We start from the raw sequence: 21,947 nt of genomic DNA on the forward strand, positions 1-21,947 counted from the left end.
CGTACCAATTTGAAACTCCTTGTGCCGATCGCCGAAAAAACTAGGCGTTTTCCGTCGCCAACGCGTTAATGAATGGGCTGGAAAATTGTTGCCGCTGAGGCGGTTAGATCACGTTGTCGTTAACCTTATATTTAAAGTTTTACGTATCTCGCGGAATGCATGTTTTCTTTACCCCTGTGTGTCATTACGATACGAAGGTCCATTTTCAGCCTCCTGCGTGGGATAAGACGAGCCAGAATCAGGCAAAAATAAGAAGTCCCTCGGCAGCTAGTACAGGGTAGCGAAGGCATGGCGAAGAAACCAACGACGACCAGAACTCTCGACAGCGACGTAGCCAGGGAACTCGAAAAGGCACTAGACCTCGATCTCAGCGGAGACGGCAGCGGCGATCTCGATATCGCGGCGTCGATGGAAGATCTGGAAGCGCAGATATCGCAGGCCGCGGACGAACTGGCGCGCGAAGGCCGCCCCCAGAAGCCCGCCCCCGCTCAAAACGCGCCCGTCCAACAAAACCAGAGTGCGAAGCCGGCAGCCAAGCCCGCCGAGCTGCGCCCGGTCGAATCGCGCAACAGCGCCCAGCCAGCCGGCTTCAAGCCGGCAAACGATGACCGCCAAAAAGATTACAAGACGCTGCTGCACAGCCTCAACCGGCGCGCGTCGAGCACGATCTATTGGGTCGTGGCGTTCGTGTCGCTGGCCTGGATCGCCGGCGCCGGCGGCCTCGCCAATCTGCTGTTTGGCCCCAGCATCTGGAAAATTCGTACTTTCGATCAAATCCTGGCCCGCCCTGAACTGATCGGCCTGGCGATCGCGGCAATCATACCGGTCGTCCTGTTTTGGGCCTTCGCGGCGATGATCCGCCGCGCGCAGGAAATGCGCATTGCCGCCCAGTCGATGACGGAAGTGGCTTTCCGTCTGGCGGAGCCGGAAAACCTCGCCCAGGATCGCGTGATGATGATCGGCCAGGCCGTTCGCCGTGAAGTGGCGGCGATGGGCGAAGGCATCGAGCGCACGCTGGCGCGCGCCGTCGAGCTCGAAACGCTGGTCCACAGCGAGGTCAACCAGATCGAACGCTCCTATTCGGAGAATGAATCGCGCATCCGGTCGCTGGTCGACGGGCTGGGCAGCGAGCGCGAAGCCGTCGTCACTCATGCCGAGCGCGTGCGCGCCTCGATCACCGGCGCGCATGAAACGCTGAAGGACGAGATCGGCGCCGCCTCCGACATTATTCGCGACTCTATCCTCAACGCGTCGACCAAGCTGTCGATGACGATCACCAATTCCGGCGACACGCTGATCGACCGCATCAATGAAAGCTCGATGTCGATCTTCGATTCCGTCGAAACCCGGCTGGATTCAATCACCGACAGGCTGTCGACATCGGGCGAAGCCTTTGCTTCGCTGCTCGACACCCGCATCGCCAAGCTGACGGACACCACAGACGGCCTGACCCGGTCGCTGACCGACCTGCTCGACGACCGCACCACAGGCATGGTGTCGCTGCTCGGCGGCGCCGCCCGCACCCTGAGCTCGGAATTCGAGTCCAGCCTGAACGGCATCGAGCGGACACTGGCCGAGCGCGGCCAGGCGCTGATCAGCGAATTTCAGACCCGCGCCGAAGCACTCGATACCGGCACGCAGAAGCTCAACGCCGCGCTCGAGGCGCGCGCCCGCCAGATCAACGAAACGCTGGTCGAGCGCGCCCGCGAGATCGCCCACACCTTTGCCGAGAGCAAGGATCATTTGACTGCGATGATCGATCAGGGCAAGACCCAGATCGGCGCCGACATGGCCGACATCGTCTCGTCGACCTCGTCGATGCTCGAAGCCCGCGCCAGCGATTTCGCCGGCCGCATGGAAGCCGCCCGCCATGTCGTGTCGCGCTCCTTCGACACCGACATCCAGCGTCTTGCCGATGCCCGTGTCGGCATCGAGGACGCCGTCGAAAACCACAGCCGCAAGCTGTCCGAAAGCCGCGAACGCATGGCGGCTGCCATGCAGGCGGACCTGGCGAAGTTCGCCGAGGGCCGTGCCGGCATCGATGCGGCCGTAACCAACCAGGTGCAGAAGCTGGCCGAAGGCCGCAACCTGATCTCGCGCGCCCTGGAAGAGGATCTGCGCAAGGTCAACGAGTCGCGCGCCGCCATCGACGCGTCGCTGGGCAGCCATCTCGAGCGGCTTGAAGAAGGCCGCAACCGGCTCAACCAGGCTTTGCATGAAGACTCCGGAAAACTTGTGCAAGCCCGTACGATCATTGACGAAATGGTCGCCGGACATGTCGGTAAACTGGCCGAAGGCCGCAACATTCTGTCGCGCGCCCTGGAAGCCGATCTCGGCAAGCTCGCCGACAGCCGCGCCTCGATTGACGGGCTGGTCGCCGGCCAGGTTGAAAAGATCGCCGAAGGCCGCGCCATCCTGACCAAGGCGCTCGAAAACGACATTATCGGCATCAAGGGCGTGATCGAGAACCACTCGGCGAAACTGGCCGAGGACCGCACCGAACTCAGCAAGGCGCTGGAGAACGACCTATCCGGCATCAGGGGCCTGCTCTCCGACCATTCGAGCCGGCTTGCCGACGATCGTGGCCTGTTGTCACAGACGCTCGAGGCCGACCTCGCCAAGCTCGCCGAGAGCCGGTCGAGCATCGACGGGCTGGTCGCCGGCCAGGTCGAAAAGCTGGCCGAGGGGCGCGATATCCTCAAGCGCGCGCTCGAAGCCGACCTCAACACCATCAAGGGCGCCATCGCGGGTCATTCCGACAAGGTGGCGGAAGAGCGCGGTCAGCTTTCCAGGGCACTGGAGGCCGATCTGCAGAATGTGAACAGCCTGATCGCCGACCACTCGAACCGGCTTGTTCAGGATCGTTCGACGCTATCCCAGGCGCTTAAGGATGACCTTCAGAATGTGAACAGCCTGATCACCGACCACTCGAGCCGGCTTGTCCAGGATCGTTCGACGCTATCTCAGGCGCTTCAGGACGATTTGCACAATGTCAGCGGCATCATGGCCGATCATCAAAACAGGCTCGTCCAGGACCGTTCGGCGCTCTCAAAGGCATTGGAAGACGACATCGCCAAGCTGGCGGAGAGCCGCTCCAACATCGATGGGCTGGTCGCCGGACAGGTCGAGAAGCTCGCCGAGGGCCGCGACATCCTCACACGGGCGCTCGAAGCCGATCTCAATGCGATTAGGAGCGCCATTGCCGACCAGTCGCAGAAGCTGAGCGAAAACCGTGGCGAGTTCGCGCGGGTGCTGGAAGCGGATTTGGAAAATGTCAACAGCCTGATCGAGGGTCACAGCGACAAGCTCGTCCGGGATCGCGCGACGCTGTCGAAGGCTCTCGAGGACGACCTCGCCAAGCTGGCCGAGAGCCGGTCGAGCATCGACGGACTGGTCGCAGGCCAGGTCGAGAAGCTGGCCGAGGGCCGAGACATCTTGAAGCGTGCGCTGGAAGCCGACCTGCAGAAGCTGTCGGCAAGCCGCGGTGAGGTTGACGACATCATCGCCGGCCATGTCGGCAAGCTGGCCGAAGGCCGCAACATGTTGACCCAGGCGCTGGAAGACGATCTGGCAAAGCTCGCCGACATACGTAAGGATGTCGACCGCTCGCTGTCGGGCCATATCGACCAGATTGCCGGCAGAAGCACCGATATCTCGGCGGCAATCGCTGCCGATGTCGAGAAGATCGAGCAGGCCTTCAGCAAGCAGACCGGCATCATCGAAGAGCGCGCCGGAACCATGGAGCGCGCGTTGTCGGTGGGTGTCGACAATGTCCGCAGCGTGCTCGAAAAGAGCGCCGTCTTCGTTGCCGGCGCGCTGCGCGAGAAGGTGATGGAAGTCACCAGCGCGCTGCACGAACAGGCCGGTGCTGCCTTCAGTGACGCCGACCGCAAGATCGCCGAGCGTGCCGAGCAGACTTCGGCCGCCCTTTTGGCCCGGGCCGAGGACATCGCCCGCACCTTCGAGGACGCGGATCGCCGTCTGCACGCCCGTGCCGAGGACACATCGAGCGCCCTGATTGCTCGCGCCGAGGATACGACGAATGCCTTGCTTGCTCGCGCCGAAGACACAACGAGCGTGCTGCTTGCCCGGCATGACGAGACGTCGAACTCGCTGCTCGCCCGCGCCGAAGAAACGGCCGGACGGCTGGCTGCCCGCGCCGGCGAGATCGCCGGCACGTTCGACGCCGCCGACCAGAAGCTGGTCGCCCGCGCGGTCGAGACGGCGCAGTCGCTGGCCGACCGCGCCGGCGACATCCTGCGTAACTTCGAGGGCGCCGACCAGCGGCTGAGCATGCGCATCGGCGAATCCGCCGAAGCGCTGGCCGCGCGCGCCTCGGACCTTGGCCGCATCTTCGACGCCGCCGACCAACAGCTGATCTCGCGCATCGCCGAGGGTTCGGACGCGCTGTCAGCCCGCGCCACCGAGATCAGCCGCATCTTCGACGAGGCCGATCACCGCCTGGTGTCGCGCATCGCCGACTCCACTTCGACGATCGGCGAGCATGCCGACAACATCGTTGGCGCCTTCGCCAGCACCGAGCAGCGTGTTGCCGAACGTGCACGCCAGACCGGCCAGGAACTTGCCGTCCACGCCCGCGAGATGGAGCTGGCTCTTGCCGGGGCCGACGAGCGGCTGGCCGCGAGCGTTGCGTCCGCAGCTTCGCGCGTCGAGGAACAGGTCGCCAGCGTCGAGAACCGCCTTCTTTATACGACGGAGACAATGGGCCAGAAGCTCAACGAGCAGGTTTCCAGCGCAGAAGCTCAACTGATCTCGCGCGCCAACACGATTGCGGAGACTTTTACCGCGGTCGGCCAGCACATCGGCCAGAGCACCAACGACGCTGCCAAGACCATCGGCACCAATACCCGCGAGCTCAATACGATGCTGGCGGCGCGTTCGGCCGAGATGGCGAAGATCCTGGACGAAACCGCGCGGCCGCTGGTGGAGCGCTTCGCCCAGGGCGGCTCGGAACTGCAAAAGAGCATGGAAGAGGTCACCGAACGCGCGACCGAGAAGCTGCGCAGCGAAAATGCCGCCCTCGTCAACGCGCTCGCCAGCCGCACCGCCGAAACGCTGTCGGCCGTCGAAGGCGCGCGCTCGTCGCTCGCCGATAGCGTCGCCGACCTCATCGGCCGCATGAGCGTCTCCAGCTCGCAGCTTGGTGAGCTGATCGAACAGGCGGCGATCAACCTCGGCCAGGTTGACGAACGTCTGAGCGGCAGCACGCAAAGCTTCGCGGCAACCACCGAAAAGGCGGCGCAGACCTTCGCCAGCTCGGCACGCCTGGTCGATTCGAACACCACGCGGCTTACCGAACTGTCGTCGTCGACCCTGCGCGAAGTGGCCTCGATCGCCACCAAGTTCGACGAGCACAGCCGCTTGCTGTCCTCGGCTTCGGATCTGTTGAGCTCGGCGCAGAGCAATCTCGAACACACGCTTGAGCGGCAGTCGTCGCTCGAAGACCTAGCCGTCGGCCTGGTCAAGAAGTCGGAAGACCTCGAGAAGGTCATGCGTTCGTTCGAAAACCTTGTCGGCCAGACGATGCAGAATGCCGAAGGCAAGACGCTGGCATCAGCCGACAAGATCCGCATCGCCATAACGGAAGTGGTCGATTCGGCAACCAGCCGGTTCGCCGACGCGACCGAGGAGATGCGGCGCACCGCAAGCTCGATCAAGAGCGAGCTCGACCTCACCCGCGCCGAGCTCAAGAAGGGCGTCATCGAGATGCCGGAAGAGGCCAAGGAATCGACCTCGGCGATCCGCCGTGCCGTTGCCGAGCAGATCAACGCGCTCAAGGAACTTTCGGATATCGTTGCGAAATCGGGACGCGGCGGCGACAATGCCGAACCACGCGCCCTGCGCCCGGCGCCGCAGGCGCCAGTGCAGCGCCCGGCCGAGCCGGTACGCCGCCCGCCGCCGGCGCCACAGCTGGAGCGCCCTGCTCCGCAGGCGCCGCTGGGCGGCCTGCGCGGCACGCTCGATATCGAACGTCCTGCCGAAGCACCGCGCCAGCGCGACGCCAACGCCCGTACGCCGCAAGGCGGCTGGGTGCGCGATCTCCTGACCGGGGCATCCCGTGAGGAGGAAGTCGCCAGGCCGGCAGCGCCCGCGGAAGCACCGCGCGCGGCTCCCGCCCAGCGCTCGCCCCTGCATGTCATGGAGTCGCTCAACTCGCTCTCGGTCGATATTGCCCGGGCGATCGACCACGACGCCTCGATCGAGCTGTGGAACCGCTACCGGCGCGGCGAGCGTGACGTGTTCACGCGCCGCCTCTACACGCTCAAGGGCCAGCAGACCTTTGACGAAATCCGCCGCAAATATCAGGCCGAGGCGGAGTTCCGCGCCGCCGTCGACCGCTACTGCGACGATTTCGAGAAGCTGCTCAAGGACGTCTCGCGCAACGACCGCGACAACATCATGGCGCAGACCTACCTGACGTCGGACACCGGCAAGGTCTACACCATGCTGGCCCATGCGAGCGGCCGGTTGCACTAGCTACGATTGCTGCATCAAAATGAAAAAGGCGGGAAATTTCCCGCCTTTTTCGTTTGTCATGGATCGAACGATGACGAGCGCAAAGAACTCAGGCCGCCCTTGCTGGCGCGATGGGCTGCAAGCTATGCCTCCAGCATGAGGAAATACGGTCGCACCTTTCATCTGCCGATATCGGTCGGAGCCACCAGCGACGACAAGGTCATGGCGTCGCTTGAAGGACTAAGGGTGGCTGATCTTGTGGTCACCGAGAAGATGGATGGAGAGAACACAACCCTTCATCGCGATGGCTCTCACGCGCGCAGTCCCGATAGCCGTTATCATCCATCCCGAGACTGGCTGAAGGCATTTGCAGCAAATGTTTAACCGCAACTTGCTGACGATGAACGGATTGTCGGCGAGAACCTCTATGCCCGACATTCGGTTGCGTATGATGCGCTGCCGTCATTTTTTCTTGGCTTTGCATGGATCATCGGGACCGAGATTCAACCGTGGGATTTGACCCTGGCCCGGTTTGAGGAACTGGGCATCACTCCTGTTCCCACGCTCTATCGTGGGCCTTTCAGCCCCAACCTCTTCGATAATCTGGCTGCGTCCCTGGATAAGGCCAAGCAAGAAGGCTTTGTGGCTAGGGTTGCCGAAGCATTTGCTGAGGCAGACATGCCCATTCGCATGGGCAAATATGTACGGGCAGGACATGTCCAGAGTGAAACCCACTGGATGAAGGCAGAACTGGTCACCAACCGTCTGGCAGGCGGCTAAGGTTCCTGGGTCTCAAGCGCCTCGCCGGGTTCGCTCAGATCACCGAGTCCGTCCAGCCCACGATATCCTTCGCCGCCTCGCCGAAGGCGCTGTCGAGCGCGTTGACATAGGCCGGATTGCCGCTGCCGGAGACGGGAGCGGATGCGGTAAAGCTTTTGGAGGCGCGCACCTCGCCGTTGCGGTCGTTCAGGATGCGTACGAAGAGATTGACCTCGGCATGCTCGCCGCCATTGACGCGGACTTCGAAGGAGCGGATCTCGACGATCACCTGGTAGTCGATCGCCAGCCCCTCGCCCGGCTTGCCGACGCCGGCAAAGCTGCCGGAGCGCTGGAAGGATTCGGCGAGCCTCGCCTGCACGATCAGCGGCAGCCGGTCGGCCCATTGCGCGCCCTTGAGATACTGGATCGAGCGATCTGACGGCTTGATGACGATGTTCTGGCTGTCCAGCGCCTTGAGCGCGGATGGCTGGGCGATCAGGATCTGGCGGCGGCTGTGGCCATGGGCGTCGATCGACGGGGCGGACAGCTCGAACGTATCGAGTGGCGCCGGCTTGCCTCCCAATGCCGCGCAACCAGCCAGCGTCAGGCCAAGCAAAACGGCCGCCGATTTATACCCACCCAACCCGAACGTCACGCGTGATCCCCACTGTCCCCGGATCGTATGATGAATCCGCATCCGCGGTCCATGTAATTGCTGCGGGCGGGCACGGAAGTCAACGCCGTGCCCTGCCATCGAACTGCCGGACCTCGCCGTCGCCGCCCGACAGGATGCGCTGCGGGTTGCGGCTGAGATCGGTCACCGCCTCTTCGATGCGACTGATCGAACGCCGGCTGTCCTGGACCAGCGCCTCGACATTCGACAGGCCCTGGCCCGAGAAGCGCGCGATGTTGTCGGTGATCGTGCCAAGCCGGGCGTTCAGCGTGTCGGCGACCTGCTTGAACGACTTCAGCGTGTCCCTGGCATCGGCCATGACGCCGTCGGCTTGGCCCGAACCGAGCAGCGTATCGACCCTTTTCAGGATGCCGTCGACGCGCACCGAGGCATCGTTGAGGCGCGACGCAAGCTGTTTGGCGTCCTTGATCGTCTCGTCGATGTCGTCGGCCCGGTCGGCGAACTTGTCGGTCACCTTGGCGATGTCGGCGGCGGCCTTGTTGGCATTTTCGCTGGCCTTCTGAATGTTGGCGAGCGCCACGCGCACCTGCGCCGGATCGATGCCGTCGAGCACATTGTCGACCTTTGCCAGCGTGCCTTGCGTGCGCGTGGCGAAATCGTTGACCGAGCCGACCGCGGTATCGACGTTCTTGATCACTCCGTCGAGCTGTCCGCTGGTCTCCTTCAGATTGGCGGTGACGGCGTCCACATTGGCGACGATGCTCTTGATCTTGTCCTTGTCGACGGCATTGAGCAGGCCTTCGGCAGCCTTCAGCGTGCCGTCGAGCTTGCCGGAAACACCCTTCAGCTCATCAGACAGCGCGCTGACGGCGGTCAGGAACTTGTCGATGCCGTCGGCATTCCTGGCCAGCGCATCGGAAAATGTCTGGGCGTTCTTGACGGTCTGGGTCAGCGGCCCGCGCACATCCCTGGTGAAACCTTCTACGTCGGAAAGCACCTTGTCGGCGCGGGTGAAGATGTTCTGCGCCGTCTGCAGCAGGTTGGTGACCGCTGACGGATTGGCGATGATCTCGGCCGTCCTGCCTTCCTTTGCCGCCTCTTCCAGCAGGTTCGGTTCCTTGGGATCGGCGCCCTTCAATTCGATGTTGACCTGGCCGGCAAGGCTGGCGATGCCGATATCGGCCTGCGTCGATTTGGTGAGCGGCGTTGTCTGGTCGATCTCGGTCGTAGCAATGGCGGCATTGGGGTCATTGCGGTCGAAATAGACGCGCTTGACCACCCCGACCTTGACGCCGTTGAACAGCACCAGACTGCCGGGGCCGAGGCCGGAGGCCGAACCCTGAATGCGCACGCGCAGCTCCGCCGTCTCGCCGCGATCACCGATCTGGGCGGTCCAATAGACGAACCCGAACGCCGCCAGGATCGCAGCCAGGGTGAAAATGCCGACAATTACGTAGTTGGCTCTGGTTTCCATTGCCCCACTTATGTCTATGCGCGCGCGGCAAGATCAAGTTGCCGAGCGCGTTTTCCGCGGAAATAGGATTTGACCCACGGTTCTTCGCTTTTCAGCATGTCGTCGATCGTGCCTTCGACCAGGATTTTCTTGTTGCCGAGCACCGCTACGCGGTCGCAAGCGGTAAACAGCGTGTCGAGATCGTGCGTCACCATATAGACCGTCAGATCCATCGTATCGCGCAACTTCACCACCAATTCGTCGAATTCGGACGCGCTGATCGGGTCGAGGCCGGACGTCGGCTCGTCGAGGAAGACGATGTCGGGGTCGAGCGCCAGCGCCCGCGCCAGGGCGGCGCGCTTGATCATGCCGCCCGAAAGCTCCGAGGGAAATTTTTGCGCGGCGTCCGGCGGCAGGCCGACCAGTTCGATCTTGAGCAAGGCCAGCTCGTCCATCAGTTTCTTCGGCAGATCGAGATATTCGCGCATCGGCACCTGCACGTTTTCCTGCACGGTCAACGCCGAAAACAGGGCGCCGTGCTGGAAAAGCACGCCAAGGCGCATGTCGATGCGCAACCGCTCGATGTCGCTGGCCTTTTCGAGGTCGAGACCAAACAGCTTGATCGTGCCGGACTGCTTGTGCAGCAGGCCGAGAATCGTGCGCAGCAGCACCGATTTGCCGGCGCCCGAGGCGCCGACGAAACCGAGGATTTCGCCGCGCTTGATGTCGAGCGCCAGTTTGTCGAGGATCAGCTTGTCGTCCAGGGCAACGGTGATATCGCGCACCGACAGCACGATATCGCTTTCGCCCGTTCCCTGCATAGCCTTGGTCGCCTTTGAGTTTCTGCGCATCATGTCAGAACTCGATCGATGCGTAGAAGATGGCAAAAAGGCCATCGAGGATGATGACAACGAAGATCGATTTCACAACCGAGGCGGTGACGTGCAGACCCAGCGATTCGGCGCTGCCGCCGACCTTCATGCCTTCTACGGAAGCAATGGTGCCGATGATCATGGCCATGAACGGCGCCTTGATCAGCCCGGCGAAGATGGTGCTGATATCGATCGCGCCGCGCAGCCGGTCGATGAAGGCCGTCGGCGCAATACCGGAATAAAGCCAGGCGGCTAGGATGCCGCCGCCAAGAGCGGCAAAATTGGCGACGATGGTGAGACAGGGCAGCGCGATCACCAGCGCCACCAGGCGCGGAAACACCAGCACGCCGATCGGGTTGAGGCCGATGACCTTCAGCGCGTCGACCTCCTCGCGCATCTTCATCGAGCCGATCTCGGCGGTGATGGCGCTGCCGGAGCGGCCGGCGATCATGATGGCGGTCATCAGCACGCCGAGTTCGCGCAGGATCAGCACGCCGACCAGATCGACAACGAAAATGTTGGCGCCGAAATAATTGAGCTGGTAGGCGCCCTGCTGGGCGACGATGGCGCCGACGATCGCCGACATCAGCACCACCACGGGGATGGCGCCGACCCCCATGCGATCGATCTGGTTGAAGATCGCCGCCGGATTGATGGCATGGCCGCGCCCGAGCTTCATCTGGGCGCCGCCGATGGTGGCGCCGAGGATGTTCATCGAGGCGAGGAAATCGTCGCGCATCTCATAGATGCGGCGGCCGACCGCCTCCAGCCCGCGGAGGATGATGTTGGGGCGCCGGACGCCGCGCGATTCGGGCTCGCGCCGGACAGCTTCGCCAACGGCGCCGAGCAGGATCGAGGCGACATCGCTTTGCCCCTGCATCTTGATCTCGACACCCTTCTTTTCGAAGACACTGACCAGGCGATCGATCAGCCAGGCGCCGGCGGTGTCCATCTTCTCGATGTGGGAAAGATCCAAAGCGAGCGTCTGGTAGCCTTTGCGCTGCTCGATCTTGCGCATCTCGGCGTCGATCAGCGCCACTGTCGTCGTCGTCCAGATGCCGGAGAAAGCGCAGCCGAGGACGCCGCCCTCCTCGCCGACCGCAACGCGGGGCTGGTGGTCGGCCTCCTTGGCGGCGTTGCCGCTTGCGTCGCGTTTGCCGATGGTCAACATGGCGTCCTGTTTAGCCTGACGGGTCGTACCTGTCGATTTGCCGACGACGCGTTGTCGCATAGCCGGAGCAGAAAATTATGGCGCGTGTCATTTCGGTTGAGGCCGAGCGTTTTCCCATTGCCGGCACCTTCACCATCTCGCGCGGGTCGAAGACCGAAGCCGAAGTCATTACCTGCACGATCAGCGATGGGGACAATCGCGGATGGGGCGAATGCGTCCCCTACAAGCGCTATGGCGAGACCATGGAGGGGGTGCGCGACGCCACCGAGGCCATGCGCCGGCAGATAGAAGGCGGCATCAGCCGCAAGGACCTGCTCGATGCGATGCCGGCGGGTGCTGCCCGCAACGCCATCGATTGCGCCTTGTGGGACCTGGAGGCGAAGATCAGCGGCGTTGCGGTCGCAGACGCCATCCACGCTGTGCCCTTGTCGGCGCTGGTGACGGCCTACACGCTGTCGCTGGGCGAGCCGGAGGCGATGGCGGCGCAAGCCCGCGCCAATGCCGGACGGCCGCTGCTCAAGGTCAAGATCGGCGGCGACAACGACTTGGCCCGCATCCGCGCCGTGACCGAAGCGGCGCCCGACAGCCGCATCATCCTCGACGCCAATGAAGGCTGGACCGATGCCAACATCATCGAGAATCTCGCTTTCGCCGCCGAACATGGGATAGCCCTGATCGAACAGCCGCTTCCCGCTGGCCATGATGCCATCCTGCGCCACATCGCGCATCCGGTGCCGATCTGCGCAGACGAAAGCCTCCACGAGGCGAAGGACCTCGAAGCGCTTGTCGGCCTCTATGACGCCGTCAACATCAAGCTCGACAAATCCGGCGGCCTGACCGCCGCCCTTACCCTTCGCGACCGCGCCCGGGAGCTGGGATTCGGCGTGATGGTCGGCTGCATGGTCGGCACGTCGCTGGCGATGGCGCCGGCAGTGCTTTTGGCGCAAGGCGCCGACTTCGTCGACCTCGACGGTCCGCTGCTGCTTGCCCGCGACCGCCAGCCCGGCCTCGTGTACCACGGGTCGCTGGTGTCACCGCCTGACAGGATGCTGTGGGGCTGAACGCGCGGCGAGCCCGATCAGCGCCAGGCCGATGATGGCGATCGGGATCATCGCCAGGAAGCCGTCGACGCCGTAGCGCTCATAAAGCGGGCCGGACGCCAGCGTCACCGCCGCCATGAAGAAGCCGTTGAAGAAATAGGCAATGCCTTGCGCCGCACCCGTGCGTTCTTCCGAAACCGTTTCGCCGATCATCTTCTGCAGGCCGATCAACACCATCGCCACCGACACCGAATGCAGGGTCTGGACGCCGAAGAAGCCGGCGACGCCAAGCCCGAGTGGCCAGATCAGCGGAAAGGCGATCCAGCGCACGATGGAGCCGACGCCGGCGATCAACATCACCCCGACGACTGAGACGGAGGCAAAAATACGGTCGAAAAACACGAACATGCAGACCTCGGCCACCACGCCCCAGGCCCACAGCAGGCCAACGACGGAATCGCTGATGCCGACCGATTTCCAGTAGATGGAGACAAAGCCGTAGAGGAAGGCATGGCTGGCGGTGATGATGCCGACGCCGAGGGTGAAATAGAGGAAATACGGATTGAGAAGGCTCGGCGCCTGATGCTGGATGTCGGCGGCAGATAGCGGCGAAGCGCGGCGCGGGCGGCCAAGCCGCGGCGCCAGCAATCCGGCGACGAGCGCGGCAGACAATGCCGCAAAGATGATTACCGGCACGGCCTGCGGGCTCGTCCAGGCCAGGATAAAGCCGCCTGCGACATTGGCGCAGAGATAGGATATCGAGCCCCATTTGCGCATCGCGGTGTAGTTCGAGCCAAAGCGGCGCACACCCGACAGCGCGAGCGAATCGGCGATCGGCGAATGCGGCGTCCACACCACCGTCAGCGCCAGCGATACGGCAAGCACCGCCGCATAGGTGGGAGTGAGGAAATAGCCGGCGGAAAGCACCATCGTCGCGGCCACCAGCGCAATATAGACATCGGCCCTGTCCTTCGCCCGGTCGGCCAGCGCGGTCAGCAGCGGCGTCGTCACCACGCGCAGGAACATCGGCGCCGCCAGGATGATGGCGATCTGCTCGGCGTGGAAACCCTGGGCATGCAGCCACAGCGGGAAATAAGGCACATGCGTTCCCAGGGACATGAATAATGTCGCGAAGATCAGGCTCATGCGCAGTTCGAAATGGCGCGGCTTGACGAGTTGTTTGGGCGAGAGCGGCGGCAGCGACATGAATCGATCCAATTACGCTGCACAAAGGGCTGCAACGCAGATCGATCCCTTAACATGCGCGAAAGCGGTCCGAAACTGCCTGGACCAGTCGATTAACAGGAGGGTTATGCCGCTTCGACGACCCTGTCTTCGATCAGCAAGGGGATGAACGGCTCGTCCGGTGCTTCGGGCAGCACCAGCGCCCAGTGGATGATCTCCATCTTGCCATCGAAATGTTCGACCACCGCCGTGCAGCTCTCCACCCAGTCGCCGGTGTTGATGTACTGCACATTCTCATAAGTCTCGATCGCGGCGTGATGGATGTGGCCGCAGATGACGCCGTCGACATGCGAGCGGCGGGCCTCCTCGGTCAGCACGGTCTGGAACGAGCCGATGAAGTTGACCGCCTTCTTGACCTTGACCTTAGCCCAGGACGAGAACGACCAGTAAGGGAGACCCAGCAAATGGCGGAGCTTCGTCACCACACGGTTGACCATCATCGCGGCGTCATAGGCGTAGTCGCCGAGATAGGCCAGCCAGCGCGCATTGTGGACGACGGTGTCGAATTGGTCGCCATGGATGACCAGCAGGCGCCTGCCATCGGCGGTTTCGTGGATGGCGCGGTCGGCAACGACGATGCCGCCGAAATGCACGCCTTGGAACTGGCGCGCGAATTCGTCGTGATTACCGGCGATATAGGTGATCGAGGTGCCCTTGCGCGCCTTGCGCAGCAGTTTCTGGACGACGTCATTGTGGCTCTGCGGCCAGTGCCAGCTGCGCCGCAGACGCCAGCCGTCGACGATGTCACCGACGAGGTAGATGATATCGGCGTCGTGATACCGCAGGAAATCGATCAGGAACTCGGCCTTGGCCGCCTTCGATCCGAGATGCAGGTCGGATATGAACATGCTGCGGAAAGTGCGGGTTTCTGTACCGGACATCAGATCGTCACCGTTGCTTTCGCGCAGGCTATGCCCCGATTCATGCAACAACCGTATGACGGTTGCGATTGGGCCAGCCAAAGGGCTAGCGTGCCGCGCCATTCACAGGAGAAAATCGTCATGGATCTCGGCATCAAGGGCAAGAATGCCATCGTCTGCGCATCGAGCAAAGGGCTGGGCCGCGGCTGCGCCATGGCGCTGGCCGAGGCCGGCTGCGATCTCGTCGTCAACGGCCGCAATGCCGAGCTGCTGGCAAAAACCGCAGCCGAACTGCGCGAACGCTACGGCGTGAAGGTGACCGAGATCGTCGGCGACGTCTCGAAACCCGACGTGCAGCACGCGCTCCTTGCCGCCTGCCCCGACCCGGATATCCTGGTCAACAACAATGGCGGCCCGCCCTTGCGCGATTTCCGCGAGCTCGACCGCGCAAAGATTCTCGAGGGCGTGACGCAGAACATGGTGACGCCGATCGAACTGGTGCAGGCCGTGATCGACGGCATGGCCAAGCGCGGCTTCGGCCGCATCGTCAACATCACCTCGCTGTCGGTCTACGTCCCGATCCCCGGCCTCGATCTGTCGTCCGGCGCGCGCGCCGGGCTGACTTCGTTCCTGGCCGGCGTGGCGCGCACGGTGATCGACCGCAACGTCACCATCAACAGCCTGCTGCCGGGCAAGCTCGACACCGACCGGCTGCGCGGCCCGCATGAGGCCGGCACGATGGAAGACCCGGCAGCGGCCGCAGCGCGCAAGACCCGCATCAGCGCCGACGTTCCGGCCAAGCGGCTCGGCACGCCGGAAGAGTTCGGCCAGATCTGCGCCTTTCTGTGCTCGGTCCATGCCGGCTATCTCACCGGTCAGAACATCCCGGTCGATGGCGGCCTCTATGTCAGCGCGTTCTAAAGGGCTCGATGGATAATCGGCAGGATTTCAGCGCAATTATTTGAAATAGTTCGATATTTCCGGCCCCGGTTGTTTTAGCCGCCCTTGCGTTATTTGGCGTCGCGAAAAACCATTTTTGCGTGCTAAAAGGCTGCAAAGCAGGTTTGAGGGAGCGGCCGCATGGAAGGCGAGAACAAGAAAACGGCACGTTCGGACCTCGACGAAGCCGCCCTCTACTTCCATAAGCATCCAAGGCCGGGAAAGCTCGAGATCCAGGCGACCAAGCCGCTCGGCAACCAGCGCGATCTGGCGCTGGCCTATTCGCCTGGTGTTGCCGCCCCCTGCCTCGAAATCCGCGACAATCCGGCGACCGCCGCCGACTACACGGCGCGCGCCAATCTGGTCGGCGTCGTCTCCAACGGCTCGGCCGTTCTCGGCCTCGGCAATATCGGCCCGCTCGCCTCCAAGCCGGTGATGGAAGGCAAGGCGGTGCTGTTCAAGAAATTCGCCGGCATCGACGTCTTCGACATCGAGATCGACGCGCCGGGCATAGAGCGCATGGTCGAGACGATCTCGGCGCTGGAACCGACATTCGGCGGCATCAATCTCGAGGACATCAAGGCGCCCGAATGCTTCGAGGTCGAGGCGCAGTTGAAGGCCCGCATGGGCATTCCCGTCTTCCATGACGACCAGCATGGCACCGCCATCATCGTCGCCGCCGCGGTGCTCAACGGGCTGGAATTCGCCGGCAAGACCATTTCCGACATCAAGATCGTCACCTCAGGCGCCGGTGCGGCAGCGCTCGCCTGCCTCAACCTGTTGGTCTCGCTTGGCGCCAAGGTAGAGAATATCTGGGTCACCGACCGCTTCGGCGTCGCCTACAAGGGCCGCACCGACGAGATGGATCGCTGGAAAGACCCATATGTGAAGGACACCGAGGCGCGCACGCTGGCCGATGTGATCCTTGGCGCCGACGTTTTTCTCGGCCTGTCGGCCGCCGGCGTGCTGAAGCCGGAATTGCTTGATCATATGGCGCCTAAGCCGTTGATCCTGGCGCTGGCCAACCCCAATCCCGAGATCATGCCGGAGGTCGCGCGCGCCGCTCGTCCCGACGCGATGATCTGCACCGGCCGTTCCGATTTCCCCAATCAGGTCAACAACGTGCTTTGTTTTCCTTACATCTTCCGCGGTGCGCTGGATTGCGGCGCCAGCGCCATCAACGAGGAGATGAAGATGGCCGCGGTCCGGGCGATCGCCGCGCTTGCCCGCGAAGAACCATCCGACGTCGCCGCCCGCGCCTATTCCGGCGAGACGCCGATCTTCGGACCCGACTTCCTTATCCCCTCGCCCTTCGATCCCCGCCTGATCCTGCGCATCGCGCCGGCGGTGGCCAAGGCTGCCTGCGACACCGGCGTCGCGACCCGGCCGATCACCGACTTCGCCGCCTATATCGACCAGCTCAACCGCTTCGTCTTCCGCTCCGGCCTGGTGATGAAGCCGGTGTTTTCGTCGGCCAAGGCGTCGACCGCCAAGCGCGTCATCTATGCCGACGGCGAGGACGAGCGCGTGCTGCGCGCAGCCCAGGTGGTGCTGGAGGAAGGCATTGCCGAGCCGATCCTGATCGGCCGCCCGCATGTCATCGAGGTCAGGCTGAAGCGCTACGGCCTGCGTATCAAGCCGGGCGTCGATTTCGGCCTGATCAACCCGGAAGACGATCCGCGCTACCGCCATTATGTCGACCTGTTGATCGAGCTTGCCGGCCGGCGCGGCGTGACGACGGAGGCCGCGCGCACGATGGTGCGCACCGACAATACGGTGATTGCCGCGCTGGCGCTGAAGCGCGGCGATGCCGACGCCATGATCTGCGGCCTCGAGGGCCGTTTCGAGCGGCATCTGCGCAATGTGACGCTGGTCATCGGACCACGCGCAGGCGTCAAGGACCGCGACCTGTCGACGCTGTCGATGCTGATCTCGCAACGCGGCATCATCTTCCTCACCGACACCCATGTCTCGGTCGACCCGACGGCCGAGGAGATCGCCGAAATGACCATTCTGGCGGCGGAGGAAATCCAGCGGTTCGGCATCGAGCCGAAGGCAGCGCTGCTGTCGCATTCGGATTTCGGCTCGCGCGATTCCCCCAGCGCGCTGAAGATGCGGCAGGCGGCGGCGATCCTGGCGCGCGTTGCGCCCGACCTGCAATGCGACGGCGAGATGCATGCCGATTCAGCCCTGTCGGAGCATCTGCGCCAGCGCGTCTATCCGCATTCGCGGCTGAAGGGCGAAGCCAATCTCCTGGTGTTCCCCAACCTCGACTCCGCCAACATCACGCTGACCGCGCTGCGCACGATGATGGACGCGCTGCATGTCGGGCCGATCCTGCTTGGCACCGACAAGCCGGCGCATATTTTGACGCCGTCGGTGACCTCGCGCGGCGTCGTCAACATGACGGCGCTTGCGGTGGTCGAGGCGGCGCACAAGGCACAGGCGGTGGTTCATTTCAACTGACGCCGTCAGGCAGGCACGAAACGGTAATGCCCGGTCTGCTTGAAGGCGAACAGCGTGTCCTCCTCGCGGGCGCCCGACCCGATATATTGTGGATGACCAGCGGCCTTCCCGGCACGTCCGCCGAGCGTTCGGATGAGACGATGACGATGTGCGGCAGGTTGCCGGGCAGCATCTGGGTGACAAGATCGCCCGGCTGAAAGTCGGCAGGATCCTCGCTTACGGCCAAGGAAGCACCCTTGCGCCCGAAAAAGGCGGCAAGGTTGCCGACCCGTCGGTGATCGATGTTGCGGTCGGTCGCTTTCAGACCCCAGGTCTTGGGATAGGCGGCGAAATTGGCGGCCATATCCTCATGCACCAATTTCTGCAGGTCGAGATTGAAGGCGCGGCGATAGGCGCGCACGATGACATCCGTGCACACGCCCCTATCCGGCGCGACGTCGCCGCCGGGATAGCCGAGGCGGACATAGGCCGGGTCGTAGAAGGTGGTGACGCCGATCTGCTCACGCCCGGCTTCGACCAATTTGCTGCGCCAGTCCGGAGCGGCTGGATTTTCCTGCGCCCGGACGGCGGGCGCCGCCAGGCACAACAGACCGAACTGCAGCGCGGTTCGACGGGTAATCGCGATCATGCCAGCTCCCCGGGGCATTGCTGGATCGTGGGATAATTCCGGGGCGATTGCGCCTTTTTCATGCAGCGGTGAGATCGCACAGTTGCCGCCCTATCCAAACGCCTCCTGCAACGCGTCTATGGGCTAAGACCATCTTTGGTTGTAGATTGAGGGAACGGTTAACGGCGAATCCGGTAGACAGGCAGGCAAGCGGGGTTCGGGCAATGACGGGCGGACGATGGAGGCTGAAGCACCTGGCTGCGCTGCTCGGAGCGCTTGTGCTTTCGGCCGTCGCCACCACTGAACCGCAGGCCGCCTCCCGCGTTTGCCGTCAACTGGAAGCCGAGCTTGCTTCTTCATCGAATGGCGGCGGCAATTCCAGCATGGTGCGGAAGTATGACAAGGCCATCTCCCGCCAGTTCGAACAGCTATCAAAGGTGCGCGGTCGTGCGAGCGATGCGAATTGCGGGTTTTCGCTGTTTTCGCGCAATGTCAGCCAATGTGCTGCGCTGAACAGCAGCATCGATCGCATGAACGCCAATCTCGATGCGTTGCAAGCCAAGCGCGCGCAGCTTGCCGGCGGCGGCTCGCGGCGCGACCGCGGCCGCATCCTGGCCGCGCTCGACGCCAATGGCTGCCGTGACGAGCCCGCGCCGCGCCGGGAGCCGCTGCAGGAAGCCAGCCGCGAACCCGACGACGGCAATCTGTTCGACCAGCTTTTCGGCGGCAACCGGCAGATCGACACGCTCGATCAGCCCGATGATCCCGGCGAGGAGCACAATGTGCGCCGCGTCCTCAACCAGCCCGGCGTGCCGGATTTCCCGACGGTTGGCGGCGAGTTCCATACGAGCTGCGTGCGCACCTGCGACGGCTATTTCTTCCCGATGTCGAACTCGGCTTCGCTCGGCGATTTCGAGCGCGACCAGAAGAATTGCGAATCGAGCTGCCCCGGCACCGAAATGCAGGTGTTCTATTCGCGCGGCATGGAAGACGATTCGGCCAACATGACGTCGTCGGTGACCGGCAGGCCCTACAGCGAGTTGCCGACCGCCTATCTCTACAAACAGCCCAACATGTCGCGGCCGCTGGCTTGTGGCTGCAATGCGCAGGCCGGAAATTTCGAGATCATCGGCGGCAACCCGCCACCGCCCGAGCAATCGCAGCCTGATACCGAGACAACGCCATTCATTCCGGTGCCGGCGGCCAAACCCGATCCGGGCGCGGATCCGGAGACGCTGGCGAACGTACAAGGCGGGCTCGACCGCGCCGCCATCAAGCGCCTTGCCGTCAAGCCGGTGGTGTCGCCGGTGTCGCTGATCCCGCCGGACCAGCGCAAGGTCAGGGTCGTCGGGCCAGCGTTCCTTCCCGACCCAGCAGCGGCAATAAATCTGCAAGCTCCGGCCCGGAAGCAAGTCCGGTAAGGGCCAACCTGAGCGGCATGAACAGCGCCTTGCCCTTGCGGCCGCTGGCTTCCCTGATCCTGGCCGTCCAGTCTTTCCAGACCGTGCCGGTCCACGGCTCTTCCGGCAGCAGGTCGAAGGCCTGCTGCAGGAAGTCGCGATCCTCGTCGGAAAATTCCGGCGCCGGCTGCGGGCCGTCGGCAAGGATACGCCACCAGCCGACCGCGTCGCTCAGCCGGTCGAGATTGCCGCGCACCGCCAGCCAGAACGGCTCGGCCTTGTCGCCGGAGATGCCGAGCACGATCAGCCGGTCCCGCGCCTCGGGAAAAGGCATGTGGTGCATGAGCGCACGATTGAGCACGAACAGCTCGTCCGGGTCGAATTTGGCCGCCGATTTCGACGTGGCGGCGGGATCGAAGCGCGCGGCCAGTGCCGGCATGTCATGCACCGCCGCGACATTTTCCGAGGTGCCGACAAGGACGGCCAGCGAGGCAACCGCCATTGGCTCGATGCCCTCCTCGCGCAAGCTCTCGATCGACAGCGCACCGCTGCGCTTCGACAGGCCCTCGCCCGAGGCCGTGGTCAAGAGATTGTGGTGGCCGAAGACAGGCGGCTCGGCGCCTAGCGCCTTGAACAACGCGATCTGCACGCCGGTGTTGGTGACGTGGTCGTCGCCGCGGATGACATGGCTGACGCCCATCTCGATGTCGTCGACGACCGAAGGCAGCGTGTAGAGATAAGTGCCGTCCTCGCGCCGCAGCACCGGATCGGACAGTGAGGCCAGATCGACGGTTTCCTCGCCGCGCACCAGATCGTTCCAGTGCACTTCGGTGCGCTCGGGCTGCAGCGGATCGCTGGTGAAATTCGGCAGCAGAAAGCGCCAGTGCGGCCGGCGGCCATCGGAGAGGTATTCGGCGATCTGCTGCTGCGAAAGCGCCAGCGCCTCGCGGCCATAGACCGGCGGCAGGCCGCGCGTGCGGCGCACCTTGCGGCGCAGGTCGAGTTCTTCGGGGGTCTCGTAGCAGGGATAGACAACGCCGGCTCTCTGCAGCCGCTCCACCGCCGCGTCGTAAGTTTCGAAGCGCCGCGACTGGTATTCGGTGGCGTCGGGAAAAATCCCCAGCCAGTGCAGGTCGTAGAGGATGGCGTCGGAAAATTCCTGCCTCGAGCGGGCAATGTCTGTGTCGTCGAAGCGCTGGATGAAACGGCCCTTGTTGTTCATGGCAAACAGCCAGTTGAACAAGGCGGTGCGGGCATTGCCGATATGAATGCGGCCGGTTGGTGAGGGGGCAAAACGGACGGTAACTGTCATGGGCGGGGCGTAACGGATGCTCTTGGAATTGACAAGACGCGCCCCCGCGCGAGCCAAAGACATAATGCACGCCAGCTAAAATGAAAAGGCTGTGAGCCAGAATCCGGCCGGGCCTGTCTCGGGTGAACCGCTCACCAGCGGTCCACGCCGGCAGAATCGGGCTTTCCTCAGCCGCTTTTTGTCCCCGTTATCCACATATGTGACACACAAGATGTTGGGGTCACAAAAGCTACGCAAACGAATCCTTGACGACGCAAACCGAGTCGCCTTTTATGTGCCATGTGCTCTTGTTGAGGGCGCGACCGGAGAGTTTCGAGCCCGGTCATTTTTCCCGGACTTTGTGCGTTTTGGCCATGATTTCCGCCTGTTTACGAGGCTGGCGGAAGCGTTGGATCGTGGGGGCTTCGGGAGCGAAAAGGGAGATTTGTCGGACTGGAATAAATTGTCTGTTAACACTATATTTAGTGTTTGCAGGCAGGTTCGACGCTAGATAGTGTGAATTTCCCTCGGTCGAGGGAATCGAGGAAAAATTCAGTTTTGAGGGACCCGCAGGGTTCGGCGCAGAGTTGGAACAGCGGCTTCGTAAGAAGCTCGACCAGCAAGGCGACGAAGACTGCCACAAGGAGAGCCGGTGTTTTCGAACGCCGGCAGACGGCGGACATGCGCGTTTCGCATTGGGGGCAGAAATCCCCGGGGAAAAGCGCTATATATA

The 21,947-nt window shown here is 63.3% G+C and carries 15 protein-coding genes; 7 read left to right on the forward strand and 8 right to left on the reverse strand.

Annotated features, from left to right (window positions below):
• The first annotated feature begins 288 nt into the window (after positions 1–288).
• Genes NKH38_RS11145 through NKH38_RS11155 form a run of 3 tightly spaced genes read left to right on the forward strand, consistent with a single transcriptional unit; the run spans position 289 to position 7,257 of the window.
• Positions 289–6,498, forward strand: coding sequence for a kinesin (locus tag NKH38_RS11145; RefSeq protein ID WP_352760035.1), 6,210 nt, complete (start codon positions 289–291; stop codon positions 6,496–6,498).
• Positions 6,499–6,504: 6 nt separating this feature from the next.
• Positions 6,505–6,861 (forward strand): hypothetical protein, encoded by a 357-nt coding sequence (locus NKH38_RS11150; RefSeq protein ID WP_352760037.1) that lies wholly within the window; start codon positions 6,505–6,507, stop codon positions 6,859–6,861.
• Between the two features lie 24 nt (positions 6,862–6,885).
• The gene (locus tag NKH38_RS11155; protein WP_352760243.1) at positions 6,886–7,257 is read left to right on the forward strand and encodes an RNA ligase family protein; all 372 of its coding nucleotides are present in this window, start codon (positions 6,886–6,888) and stop codon (positions 7,255–7,257) included.
• 34 nt (positions 7,258–7,291) lie between these two features.
• On the opposite strand, the gene NKH38_RS11160 is transcribed toward NKH38_RS11155, so the two are convergent.
• From NKH38_RS11160 to NKH38_RS11175, 4 genes are read right to left on the reverse strand one after another with little or no spacing between them, the layout of a single operon-like run.
• Positions 7,292–7,933, reverse strand: coding sequence for an ABC-type transport auxiliary lipoprotein family protein (locus tag NKH38_RS11160; protein ID WP_502896585.1), 642 nt, complete (start codon positions 7,931–7,933; stop codon positions 7,292–7,294).
• Positions 7,934–7,970: 37 nt separating this feature from the next.
• Positions 7,971–9,344, reverse strand: coding sequence for an MlaD family protein (locus NKH38_RS11165; RefSeq protein ID WP_352760043.1), 1,374 nt, complete (start codon positions 9,342–9,344; stop codon positions 7,971–7,973).
• 14 nt (positions 9,345–9,358) lie between these two features.
• Positions 9,359–10,177, reverse strand: coding sequence for an ABC transporter ATP-binding protein (locus NKH38_RS11170; RefSeq protein WP_023694175.1), 819 nt, complete (start codon positions 10,175–10,177; stop codon positions 9,359–9,361).
• Between the two features lies 1 nt (position 10,178).
• On the reverse strand, positions 10,179–11,366 hold the full coding sequence (locus NKH38_RS11175; protein ID WP_023694174.1) for an MlaE family ABC transporter permease: 1,188 nt from the start codon (positions 11,364–11,366) through the stop codon (positions 10,179–10,181).
• 77 nt (positions 11,367–11,443) lie between these two features.
• On the opposite strand from NKH38_RS11175, the gene dgcA reads away from it, so the two are divergent.
• Positions 11,444–12,427 carry an N-acetyl-D-Glu racemase DgcA gene (dgcA, locus tag NKH38_RS11180; protein ID WP_352760046.1) on the forward strand — a complete coding sequence of 328 codons (984 nt, stop codon included), beginning with the start codon at positions 11,444–11,446 and terminating at the stop codon, positions 12,425–12,427.
• On the opposite strand, the gene NKH38_RS11185 is transcribed toward dgcA, so the two are convergent.
• Together NKH38_RS11185 and NKH38_RS11190 are read right to left on the reverse strand one after the other, a co-directional pair.
• On the reverse strand, positions 12,398–13,612 hold the full coding sequence (locus tag NKH38_RS11185; protein ID WP_352760049.1) for an MFS transporter: 1,215 nt from the start codon (positions 13,610–13,612) through the stop codon (positions 12,398–12,400). The genes dgcA and NKH38_RS11185 overlap by 30 nt on opposite strands.
• Positions 13,613–13,716: 104 nt before the next feature.
• Positions 13,717–14,532, reverse strand: a complete 816-nt coding sequence (locus NKH38_RS11190) for a UDP-2,3-diacylglucosamine diphosphatase (RefSeq protein ID WP_023829929.1) — start codon at positions 14,530–14,532, stop codon at positions 13,717–13,719.
• A 120-nt stretch (positions 14,533–14,652) separates the two neighbouring features.
• Here NKH38_RS11190 and NKH38_RS11195 point away from each other — a divergent pair, with 120 nt between their 5' ends.
• Both NKH38_RS11195 and NKH38_RS11200 read left to right on the forward strand, forming a co-directional pair.
• Positions 14,653–15,432 carry an SDR family oxidoreductase gene (locus NKH38_RS11195; protein ID WP_352760052.1) on the forward strand — a complete coding sequence of 260 codons (780 nt, stop codon included), beginning with the start codon at positions 14,653–14,655 and terminating at the stop codon, positions 15,430–15,432.
• A gap of 159 nt (positions 15,433–15,591) precedes the next feature.
• A complete protein-coding gene (locus tag NKH38_RS11200) occupies positions 15,592–17,916 on the forward strand; it encodes an NADP-dependent malic enzyme (protein WP_023731202.1) in 2,325 nt (774 codons plus the stop codon).
• On the opposite strand, the gene NKH38_RS11205 is transcribed toward NKH38_RS11200, so the two are convergent.
• Complete coding sequence (locus tag NKH38_RS11205) at positions 17,909–18,544, reverse strand: DUF1287 domain-containing protein (protein WP_352760055.1); 636 nt, start codon at positions 18,542–18,544, stop codon at positions 17,909–17,911. The two genes, NKH38_RS11200 and NKH38_RS11205, sit on opposite strands and share 8 nt — an antisense overlap.
• Before the next feature lie 203 nt (positions 18,545–18,747).
• Between NKH38_RS11205 and NKH38_RS11210 the strand changes: the two genes are divergently transcribed.
• The gene (locus tag NKH38_RS11210) at positions 18,748–19,944 is read left to right on the forward strand and encodes a DUF2865 domain-containing protein (protein ID WP_352760058.1); all 1,197 of its coding nucleotides are present in this window, start codon (positions 18,748–18,750) and stop codon (positions 19,942–19,944) included.
• On the opposite strand, the gene gltX is transcribed toward NKH38_RS11210, so the two are convergent.
• Positions 19,862–21,235, reverse strand: coding sequence for a glutamate--tRNA ligase (gltX, locus tag NKH38_RS11215; RefSeq protein WP_352760061.1), 1,374 nt, complete (start codon positions 21,233–21,235; stop codon positions 19,862–19,864). The genes NKH38_RS11210 and gltX overlap by 83 nt on opposite strands.
• Positions 21,236–21,947: the final 712 nt, after the last annotated feature.

The organism is Mesorhizobium sp. M1078, from assembly GCF_040318615.1.
Classification (GTDB): Bacteria; Pseudomonadota; Alphaproteobacteria; order Rhizobiales; family Rhizobiaceae; genus Mesorhizobium.